Raw genomic sequence first — 9,046 nt, forward strand, 5'->3', positions numbered from 1 at the left:
GACTCAGCTCTCGCGCTTCAGGGCGCTCTCATGCCAGCGCCGCAGCGACAGGTGCGAGATCCAGCTCGTCACCAGGAAGATCGCGACGCCGGTCAGCGAGATCATGATCAGCGCCGCGAAGACGCGCGGAATCTTGAGCTGGTAGCCGGCCTCGAGAATGCGGTAGGCGAGCCCCGAGGCGCTGCCGCCGGTGCCGGCGACGAACTCGGCGACGACGGCGCCGATCAGCGCCAGCCCGCCCGAGATCTTCAGCCCCGCCAGGAAATAGGGCAAGGCGGCCGGCAGCTTGAGATAGCGCAGCGTCTGCCAGCGCGTCGCGCCATGGAGCTTGAAGTAGTCGATCAGGTTGTGGTCGGCCGAGTTCAGGCCGAGGATCGTGTTGGAGAGGATCGGGAAGAAGGCGACGATCCAGGCGCAGATCAGCAGCGAGAGGTCGATATCGCCGGCCCAGATGATGATCAGCGGCGCGATCGCCACGATCGGCGTCACCTGCAGGATCACCGCATAGGGCAGCAGCGCCATCTCCAGCCATTTCGACTGGGTGAACAGCACAGCCAGCGTGACGCCGACGACGACCGCCGCCGCCAGCGCCATGAAGGTGATGCGCAGCGTGATCCAGAGCGAGCCCGAGAGCGTGCCCCAGTCGGCGATCAGCGTCTGGCCGATCAGCAGCGGCCCCGGCAGGACATAGGACGGGACCGCGTACCAGCGCACCAGCACTTCCCAGAGGCCGAGCGCCAGGGCGCCGATGCAGAGCGGCGCGAGCAGGCGCGGCCAGGCGCTGGCCGGCAGGCCGAGCAGATACGGCTCCGTCGCGAGAACCGGGCGCGCCTCGGCGTCGGTGCCGTCATGGGCAGGAGCATGGGGCGGGGCGACGGCGCCCATCGATGGCGCGCTCATGAGCCGATCGCCTCCTTGAGCCGGCCGGAAGCGAGCCTGCAAAGGCTGGCGTAATCGGCCGAGGTGCGGAACAGTTCGTCGCGCGGATAAGGCGCATCGACCGGGAAATCGGCCATGACGCGGCCGGGCCTTGCCGCCATCACCACGATGCGCTGCGAGAGATAGACCGATTCGAAGACCGAATGCGTCACGAACACCGCGGTGAAGCGCTCCTTCCACCAGAGCTGCAGCAGGTCGTCGTTGAGGCGGTGGCGGGTGATCTCGTCGAGGGCGGCGAAGGGCTCGTCCATCAGCAGGATCTTCGGCCGCATCACCAAAGCGCGGGCGATCGAGACGCGCATCTTCATGCCGCCGGAGAGCTCGCGCGGATAGGAGCGCTCGAAGCCCTTGAGGCCGACCAGTGCCAGCATCTCGGCGGCGCGTTCCTGCGCCTCGCGCTTCGGCACATGCTTGAGGGCGAGCGGCAGCATGACGTTGGCGAGCGCGTTCGCCCAGGGCATCAGGGTCGGGTCCTGGAAGACGAAGCCGAGATCGGGCCGCGCCGCGGCCGACGCCCCATCCCGCCATTCGATCGCGCCCGTACTCGGGGCGGCGAGGCCGGCGATCATGCGCAACAAGGTCGACTTGCCGCAGCCAGACGGCCCGAGCAGGCTGACGAACTCGCCGGCGCCGAGGTCGAGATCGACGTCGCGGACGGCGAGCGTGCCGTTGCCGAACTGCTTGGAGACCCGGCGGACGCTGACGAGCGGGCTCGCGCCGCTCGCCGATTCAGCCGGGGGTTTGCTCAGATAGGCTGTGTCCAAAGCCTGATGGTCCGATCGGTGAAGATTGGCGGTCGCGCTTCGTCAATCCGGGCTGTGCCTTGTTTGCCCGGAATGACGGAAGCGCGCAGCGAAGGTCAAGCCTTGCCGACGCCCTTGTTGACGAATTCGAGGCTGTAGGCCTTGCGAAAGTCGACGCCGGCCGGAACGACGCCCGCCTCGGTCATGCTCTTGGTGAAGCTCGCCCAGCGCGCATCGGTCATGGCGCCGACTCCGAGCGTCAGGGCGTCGCCGGACAGCACGATGCCGTTGTCCCGCATGACCTTGAGAGCATAGTCGAGCTTCTCCTGGTCCATGTCGGGGTTGTCCTTCAGGATCCGGGCATCGGCGGCGGCGATGCCCGGCCCGCCCTTCATGTATTCGGCCCAGCCTTCGAGCGAAGCGGTGACGAAGCGCTGCACCAGGTCCTTCTTCTCGTCGACCATCTTCTGCGAGATGGTGATGGTGGTGTTGTAGTTCTCGAAGCCGGCATCGGCGAGGAGATGGACGACCGGCTCGACCCCGGCCTTGCGGATGGCGAAGGGTTCCGAGGAGAGGAAGCCCTGCTGCGAGATCTTCTTGTCGGCCAGGAAGGGCGCCATGTTGAAGGTGTAGGGCCTGATCTGCTCGTCGCGGTAGCCGAATTTGAGCTTCAGGAACGGCCAGAAGCCGACCCTGCCCTGCGCGCCGATCAGGATCGGCTTGTCCTTGAGGGCGGCAAGCGAATCATTGCCCTGGTTCGGATGCGAGATCAGGACCTGCGGGTCCTTCTGGAAGATCGAGGCGATGCAGAGGAAGGGGATGCCCTCCTGGGCGAAATGCAGGGCTTCCAGCGAGTTGCCCATGATCATGTCGACCCGGCCGCCGAGCAGGAGCTGGGTCGGGTTCTGCTGCGGGCCACCCGGGCGGATGTCGACGTCGAGGCCGTATTTCTTGTAGATGCCGTTGGCCGAGGCGAGATAGAAGCCGCCATGCTCGGCCTGGGCCCGCCAGTTGGTCTGGTAGCTGACCTTGTCGAGCGTCTGCGCATTGACGCGGGCACCGGGCACCGGAACCAGCACCGAGGCTGCCGAGCCGCCGATCAGCCCGAGCGCGGCGCGCCGGTTCAGGCGATACTTCATCGTCATGACTCAAACCCCTTCCGCGACTGACTGTGGTGACCATCCGCGGCGGGTGAGGCAGCAGCACCGGGCGGCGACCCGCCAAGAATGCCCCCTGGCCGGCTCGCGCACAAGCATCGGAGACAGGCTGTGCTTATGGTTGTCACTGCAAGGCAATGCCTCGGCCGGCTCGATCCACAGCTATGCGGCGGGCGGTGTAGCCTGACAGCCGATCGCCGCCGCGTGCGCGCCAGGCCAATGCGAAGGCGGGTTCCCGCGCCTCGTTTGCGATGTAGAAGACAGCGACCGCCTGCAACCGACTGCAAGGACCAGACGAGATGAGCGCGCGCTTCTGGGGCGACCTGAAGACCACCGAATTCCATGGGCTTTCGCCCGACAGCACCGTCGCCGTGCTGCCGCTGGCGGCGATCGAGCAGCATGGCCCGCATCTGCCGGTCTCGGTCGACACCACCGTGATGAACGCGATGCTGGCCCAGGCGATGCCGCTCGTCCCGGCCGGGCTCGAGGTGCTCGTCCTGCCGACGCTGGCCATCTGCAAGTCGAACGAGCACCTGCATTCGCCGGGCACGCTGACGCTCTCCTGGGAAAGCGCGACGCGCAGCTGGATCGAGATCGGCGAGAGCGTGAAGCGCGCCGGCCTGCGCAAGCTCGTCATCGTCACCTCGCATGGCGGCAATGTCGACCCGATGAAGGTCGTCGCGCGCGAGCTGCGCGTCAGCCATGGCATGCTGGCGGTGACCACCTCCTGGAGCAATTTCGGCCTGCCGCCGGGCATGTTCGAGAGCATGGACGCGCTGCACGGCATCCATGGCGGCGACGTCGAGACCTCGCTGATGCTGCATTTCCGGCCCGACCTGGTCGACATGACGGCGGCAGGCCGCTTCGAGCCACTGACGGTCGCAATGGCGCAGGACTACAAATGGCTGCGGCCGACCGGCCCGCATCCCTTCGCCTGGATGGCGCAGGACGTGCACCCCTCGGGCGCCGTCGGCGATGCGGGACTGGCGACTGCAGCGAAGGGCGAGGCGACGGCGGCGTTTCAGGCCAAAGGCTTCGTCGAACTGCTCGCCGACGTCGCGAAATTCCCGCTGGCAAAGCTGCACAAGGCGGGGTGATCTGCCGCGTCATGCTCGGGCTTGACCCCCGAGCATCTCGTGACAAGAGATTCTCGGGTCTGCGCTTCGCTGCGCCCGAGAATGACGGCGCGAGCTCAATCCGGATCGAGCAGGCGCGGCCCTGCCCCCTGCTTGCCGAGTTCGTCCCAGGGGTTGTGCAAGGGGCAGCTCTTCACCGAAAGGCAGCCGCAACCGATGCAGTCGCTGAGGTGGTCGCGCAGCCGGGTCAGTCGGTCGATGCGGCGCTCCAGTTCCTGCTTCCAGGCGGCCGAGAGCCGGCTCCAGTCCTGTGCCGTCGGCGTGCGCTCGGCCGGCAGCGTCTTGAAGGCCTCGCGGATGGTCTTGAGCGGGATGCCGGTTCGCTGCGCCACCTTGATGATCGCGACCCGGCGCAGCACTTCGCGCGCATAGCGGCGCTGGTTGCCGGCATTGCGGCGGCTGCGGATCAGCCCCTCCGCCTCGTAGAAATGCAGCGCCGAGACCGCAAGGCCGCTGCGCCTTGCGACCTCGCCGACGCTCAGATCCTCCGCAAAGACGCTGCGTGCCGTTCCGACCATTTGCGCTTGACCTTAACCTTAGTTGAGGTTTTATACGAGGTGCTCCGCTGGTTCGCCAGCCCAAGGAGCGTCCCCATGCATCGAAGGCTCACGCCCGCCATCAATCTCGCCGTGATCTACGGCAGCGCCCGCCAGGGCCGCCTCTGCGACAAGGTCGCCGGCTGGGCGCTGACTCAGGTCGAGGGCGAAGGTCCGTTTTCCGTCGAGGCGGTCGACCCGGCCGCGCTCGACGTCGACGAGGTCAGGGCCCGGCTCGGCCGCGCCGACGCCTTCATCGTGGTGACGCCCGAATACAATCGCAGCTTCCCCGCCCCGCTGAAGGCGATGATCGATGCCACGGGCCCCGAATGGCGCGGCAAGCCGGTCGCCTTCGTCTCCTATGGCGGCGTCTCCGCCGGCCTGCGCGCCGTCGAGCAGCTGCGCCTCGTCTTCGCCGAGCTGCACGCCGCGACGATCCGCGACGGCGTCTGCTTCGCCAATGCCTGGAACCAGTTCGACGAGACCGGCCGGCTCGCCGATGCGGAGCGGGCCGAGCGGGCGATGGCGACGACGCTCGGCCAGTTGCACTGGTGGGCGAGCGCGCTCCGCGCGGCGCGCAATACGGTTCCCTATGGGCAATTCGCGGCCTGATACGCAGCCCCCCTTTCCACCTCATCCTGAGGAGCCGCGCAGCGGCGTCTCGAAGGATGCTTCAGGAGGCTCGGGAGACAACTGGACCATCCTTCGAGACGCGCCCTACGGGCGCTCCCCAGGATGAGGGCAGAGGGAAACCAGAGCCGGCATCCAACGCCGCGATGCAGTTTCCTTCACAAATCGGAACTGGTCGCGGCGGGGCTTTGACGGAAGGATCGGCCCGAGCCGATCCACCTGCCGAGGAACCGCCATGCAGCTCCAGCTCCTGCGCAACGCCCTGCTCAAGCTCACCTATGCCGGCAGGACGCTGCTGATCGACCCCGATTTCGGCCCGCGACACCGCCGGCCTTCCTTCACCGGCCGATCGCCGAATCCGATGGTGGAGCTGCCGGAGCCGATCGAAACCATCCTCGCCGGCGTCGACCAGCTCATCGTCTCGCATCTGCACGCCGACCATTTCGACGAGGTCGCCAAGGAGCGGATTCCCAAGCACCTGCCGCTGCTCTGCCAGCCGGGCGACGAGGAGGCGATCCGGGAGGCAGGGTTCACCGAAGTGACGCCGCTCGACCACTTCCTGCGGCTGGGCTCGATCGTGATCAAGCGCCAGCCGGCACAGCACGGCACCGGCGCCGTGGTCGAGAAGATGGGACCGGTGATGGGGCTGACCTTCGAGGCGCCGGGCGAGCCGACGCTGTACTGGTGCGGCGACAGCGTGCTCTATCCCCCGCTGCGCGACGCCGTCGCCGCGACCGATCCCGACATCATCGTCACGCATTCCTGCGGCGCGCACTGGGACGACACGCTGATCGTCATGGACGCGCAGCAGACGCTGGATCTCTGCGCCGCCCAGCCGCATGCCACCGTGATCGCGACCCATATGGAAGCGCTCGACCACGCGACCGTCAGCCGCGAGGCCCTGCGGCAGGCGGCGGACGCGCAGGGCATCGGGCACAACCGGCTGCTGATACCGGCAGATGGCGAGACGCTGGTGATCAGCGCGCCGGCGCGGGCGGGCGCCTGAAAGCATCCCGCCGGGCAAGGATTCCGGCAATGCAGCAGCGCCGCGCTCCGTCATTCCGGCCGCAGCGCAGCGGAGTGCCGGAATCCATCGTAAAGCGCAGCGCCCCTCGATGGATTCCGGAGCTGCGCCGCTCACGCGGCTTGTCCGGAATGACGGTGCTGCTTTGGGCGAGCGATGGCTTGCTGAAGTTGCCTACTCCCCCGCCTTCCGGCTGAGGTAAATGTCCTTGTACTGCTCGCGCAGCAGGTTCTTCTGGACCTTGCCCATGGTGTTGCGCGGCAGGTCGCCGACGACGAAGACCTGCTTGGGCAGCTTGAACTTGGCGAGGCGCTGGTCGAGCGCCTTCTGGATCGAAGCCGCCGTCACCTCGGCGCCGGGCCTGACCACCACCACCGCGGTGACGCCCTCGCCGAAATCGGGATGGGCGCAGCCGAAGACCGCGCTCTCGACCACGCCCTGCATCTCGTCGATCTCGACCTCGACCTCCTTGGGATAGACGTTGTAGCCGCCGGTGATGATCAGGTCCTTGCCGCGCCCGACGATGTGGACGTAGCCGGCGGGGTCGATCTTGCCGAGATCGCCGGTGATGAAGAAGCCGTCGGCCCTGAACTCGGCCGCGGTCTTCTCGGGATTGCGCCAGTAGCCCTTGAAGACATTGGGGCCCTTGACCTCGATCATGCCGATCTCGTCACGCCCCAGGGCCTTGCCGGTTTCCGGATCGACCACCCGGGCCGAGACGCCCGGCAGCGGGAAGCCGACCGTGCCGGCGACGCGTTCGCCATCATAGGGGTTCGAGGTGTTCATATTGGTCTCGGTCATGCCGTAGCGCTCGAGGATGGCGTGGCCGGTGCGCTCGCGCCATTCGCGATGGGTCTCGGCGAGCAGCGGCGCCGAGCCGGAGACGAAGAGCCGCATATGCGCGGTCGTTTCCTTGCCCAGGCGCTTGTCCTGGAGCAGCCGGACATAGAAGGTCGGCACGCCCATCATCGCCGTCGCCTGGGCCATGTATTTGAAGACCTGCTCCGGATCGAATTTCGGCAGCAGGATCATCGCGGCGCCGGCCAGCAGCACGGTGTTGGTGGCGACGAAGAGCCCGTGGGTGTGGAAGATCGGCAGCGCGTGCAGGAGCACGTCGTCCTTCGTGAAGCGCCAGTAGTCGACCAGCGCCAAAGCGTTCGAGGCGAGGTTGTCGTGGCTGAGCATCGCGCCCTTGGAGCGCCCGGTGGTGCCCGAGGTGTAGAGGATGGCGGCGAGATCGTCGGGCCCGCGCGCGACATCGGCGAACTGCGCCGGCGAGGCCAGCGCCCGATCCGGCAGGGTCCCGGCCCAGACATCGTGCGAGCGCCAGACGCCGAGCGTCTCCAGCCTTGCCCCGGCCTTCTCGGCATAGGGACGCAAGGCATCGGCCTTCGACGGATCGCAGACGAAGACCGAGGGCTCGGCATCGCCGAGGAAATACTCGATCTCGGCCGGCGTGTAGCCGGTGTTGAGCGGCAGGAAGATCGCGCCGGCCCTGACCGTGCCGAGATAGAGCATCAGGGCCTCGATGCTCTTCTCGACCTGAACCGCCACCCGGTCCCCGGGCTTTACCCCGAGCGAAACGAGCGCTCCGGCATAGCGGGCCGAGGCCTCGACCATGTCGGCATAGCTGAAGACCCGGCCGTCATCGATCAGCGCGAAGCGGGCTTCCGGCGCTGGAATCCGCGCCCTGACGAGGTCGAACAGGTGATTACCCATGATACCGGGTCCTTTCAGGCAGTCTTGTCAGACAGTTCTTGGTTCAGGCGCTTTTGCCTCAAGCGCCGGCCGGGCGCAGCAGCTTCTTGACCGAGGCGGAGGCGACCACCGTGGTGCGGCTGGCGAAGGCCTCGTGATTGGCCTCGATATCGGCGAGCTCATAGCGGTAATTGACCATCACGCCATGCGACTCGCGCACGCCCCGCTCCGCCAGATTGCCGCCGACATTGATGCGCTCCAGCCTGGCGCCATTGCCGAGATGGAAGCGCGCGACCGGATCGATCACCCGGCCCGAACCGGTCCGCTCCCGCAGCATGTATTGCGCCATCATCTGGCCGAGCAGCTTGTCGCGCCTTGCCCGGCCGGCACTGTCGAACTCCGCGACCTCGGCCGGCGTGGCGGTCAGCAGCGCCGCCTCCTCATTGCCGAGCCCGAGCGCCGCCGGCTCGGCCAGCGCCCGGTCGAGCCAGCGCGCGAAGCCCGGCACCGGCGAGAGCGTCACGAAGACGTCGAGCCCCGGCAATTCGCGCTTCAGGTCCTCGGCCACCTGCTTGATCAGGAAGTTGCCGAAGGAGATGCCGCGCAGGCCCTCCTGGCAGTTCGAGATCGAATAGAACACCGCGGTGGTCGCGGCCGAGGCCGGCATGATCTCGCGCTGCTCGCCGAGCAGATCGTCGATCCCGCGCGGGATCTCGCCGGTCAGCGCCACCTCGACGAAGATCAGCGGCTCGTCGACCAATTGCGGATGGAAGAAGGCGAAGCAGCGCCGGTCGGCCGGCTCCAGCCGGCGGCGCAGATCGTCCCAGTCCTCGATGGCGTGGACCGCCTCATAGCGGATGATCTTCTCCAGCACATTGGCGGGAGTTCGCCAGTCGATCCGGCGCAGCACCAAGAAGCCGCGATTGAACCAGGAGGCGAAGAGATGCCGGAAATCGGCATCGACCACCGAAAGCCCGGGCTCGGCCTCGAGCGCCTCGAACAGGCTCTCGCGCATCCTGACCAGCACATGGGTGCCGCCGGGCGCCAGGTTGAGGCGGCGGAACAGCTCCTGCCGGCGCGGCTCGGAAGCAAGGTGGAGCTGCGCCACGGCGGCCGCGTCCGGCGTTTCGCGATAACGCGCCAGCGCCGCCTCGAGCCGGGCGTGATCGGGACCGAAGCTCTC

9 protein-coding genes are annotated in these 9,046 nt (G+C 67.5%); 3 read left to right on the top strand and 6 right to left on the bottom strand.

Going from position 1 to position 9,046, the window contains the following annotated elements; genetic code table 11:
* Positions 1-3 precede the first annotated feature (3 nt).
* From V6M56_RS07925 to V6M56_RS07935, 3 genes are all read right to left on the bottom strand, one after another.
* Positions 4-900, bottom strand: coding sequence for an ABC transporter permease (locus tag V6M56_RS07925; protein ID WP_332682656.1), 897 nt, complete (start codon positions 898-900; stop codon positions 4-6).
* Positions 897-1,703 (bottom strand): ABC transporter ATP-binding protein, encoded by an 807-nt coding sequence (locus V6M56_RS07930; RefSeq protein WP_332682657.1) that lies wholly within the window; start codon positions 1,701-1,703, stop codon positions 897-899. Before V6M56_RS07930 ends, V6M56_RS07925 begins: the two co-directional genes overlap by 4 nt.
* Before the next feature lie 95 nt (positions 1,704-1,798).
* Positions 1,799-2,827, bottom strand: coding sequence for an ABC transporter substrate-binding protein (locus tag V6M56_RS07935; RefSeq protein ID WP_332682658.1), 1,029 nt, complete (start codon positions 2,825-2,827; stop codon positions 1,799-1,801).
* Positions 2,828-3,138: 311 nt separating this feature from the next.
* On the opposite strand from V6M56_RS07935, the gene V6M56_RS07940 reads away from it, so the two are divergent.
* Positions 3,139-3,936, top strand: a complete 798-nt coding sequence (locus tag V6M56_RS07940; RefSeq protein WP_332682660.1) for a creatininase family protein — start codon at positions 3,139-3,141, stop codon at positions 3,934-3,936.
* 95 nt (positions 3,937-4,031) lie between these two features.
* On the opposite strand, the gene soxR is transcribed toward V6M56_RS07940, so the two are convergent.
* Positions 4,032-4,493, bottom strand: a complete 462-nt coding sequence (gene soxR, locus V6M56_RS07945) for a redox-sensitive transcriptional activator SoxR (RefSeq protein WP_332682661.1) — start codon at positions 4,491-4,493, stop codon at positions 4,032-4,034.
* 75 nt (positions 4,494-4,568) lie between these two features.
* Here soxR and V6M56_RS07950 point away from each other — a divergent pair, with 75 nt between their 5' ends.
* On the top strand, positions 4,569-5,123 hold the full coding sequence (locus V6M56_RS07950) for an NADPH-dependent FMN reductase (protein ID WP_332682663.1): 555 nt from the start codon (positions 4,569-4,571) through the stop codon (positions 5,121-5,123).
* Between the two features lie 253 nt (positions 5,124-5,376).
* Positions 5,377-6,147, top strand: a complete 771-nt coding sequence (locus V6M56_RS07955; RefSeq protein ID WP_332682664.1) for an MBL fold metallo-hydrolase — start codon at positions 5,377-5,379, stop codon at positions 6,145-6,147.
* Positions 6,148-6,339: 192 nt separating this feature from the next.
* On the opposite strand, the gene V6M56_RS07960 is transcribed toward V6M56_RS07955, so the two are convergent.
* Together V6M56_RS07960 and V6M56_RS07965 are read right to left on the bottom strand one after the other, a co-directional pair.
* Positions 6,340-7,884 carry a malonate--CoA ligase gene (locus tag V6M56_RS07960; RefSeq protein ID WP_332682666.1) on the bottom strand — a complete coding sequence of 515 codons (1,545 nt, stop codon included), beginning with the start codon at positions 7,882-7,884 and terminating at the stop codon, positions 6,340-6,342.
* A gap of 58 nt (positions 7,885-7,942) precedes the next feature.
* Positions 7,943-9,046, bottom strand: a 1,104-nt coding sequence (locus V6M56_RS07965) for a malonyl-CoA decarboxylase (RefSeq protein ID WP_332682668.1), incomplete at its 5' end; no start/stop codon positions are given.

This window comes from Allobosea sp. (genome assembly GCF_036675845.1).
GTDB lineage: Bacteria > Pseudomonadota > Alphaproteobacteria > Rhizobiales > Beijerinckiaceae > Allobosea.

What these genes read in the sequence shown, in the direction of transcription:
- V6M56_RS07925 (WP_332682656.1), bottom strand. Translation starts at nt 900, where the DNA reads ATGAGCGCGCCATCGATGGGCGCCGTCGCCCCGCCCCATGCTCCTGCC.
- V6M56_RS07935 (WP_332682658.1), bottom strand. Translation starts at nt 2,827, where the DNA reads ATGACGATGAAGTATCGCCTGAACCGGCGCGCCGCGCTCGGGCTGATC.
- V6M56_RS07940 (WP_332682660.1), top strand. Translation starts at nt 3,139, where the DNA reads ATGAGCGCGCGCTTCTGGGGCGACCTGAAGACCACCGAATTCCATGGG.
- soxR (WP_332682661.1), bottom strand. Translation starts at nt 4,493, where the DNA reads ATGGTCGGAACGGCACGCAGCGTCTTTGCGGAGGATCTGAGCGTCGGC.
- V6M56_RS07950 (WP_332682663.1), top strand. Translation starts at nt 4,569, where the DNA reads ATGCATCGAAGGCTCACGCCCGCCATCAATCTCGCCGTGATCTACGGC.
- V6M56_RS07955 (WP_332682664.1), top strand. Translation starts at nt 5,377, where the DNA reads ATGCAGCTCCAGCTCCTGCGCAACGCCCTGCTCAAGCTCACCTATGCC.
- V6M56_RS07960 (WP_332682666.1), bottom strand. Translation starts at nt 7,884, where the DNA reads ATGGGTAATCACCTGTTCGACCTCGTCAGGGCGCGGATTCCAGCGCCG.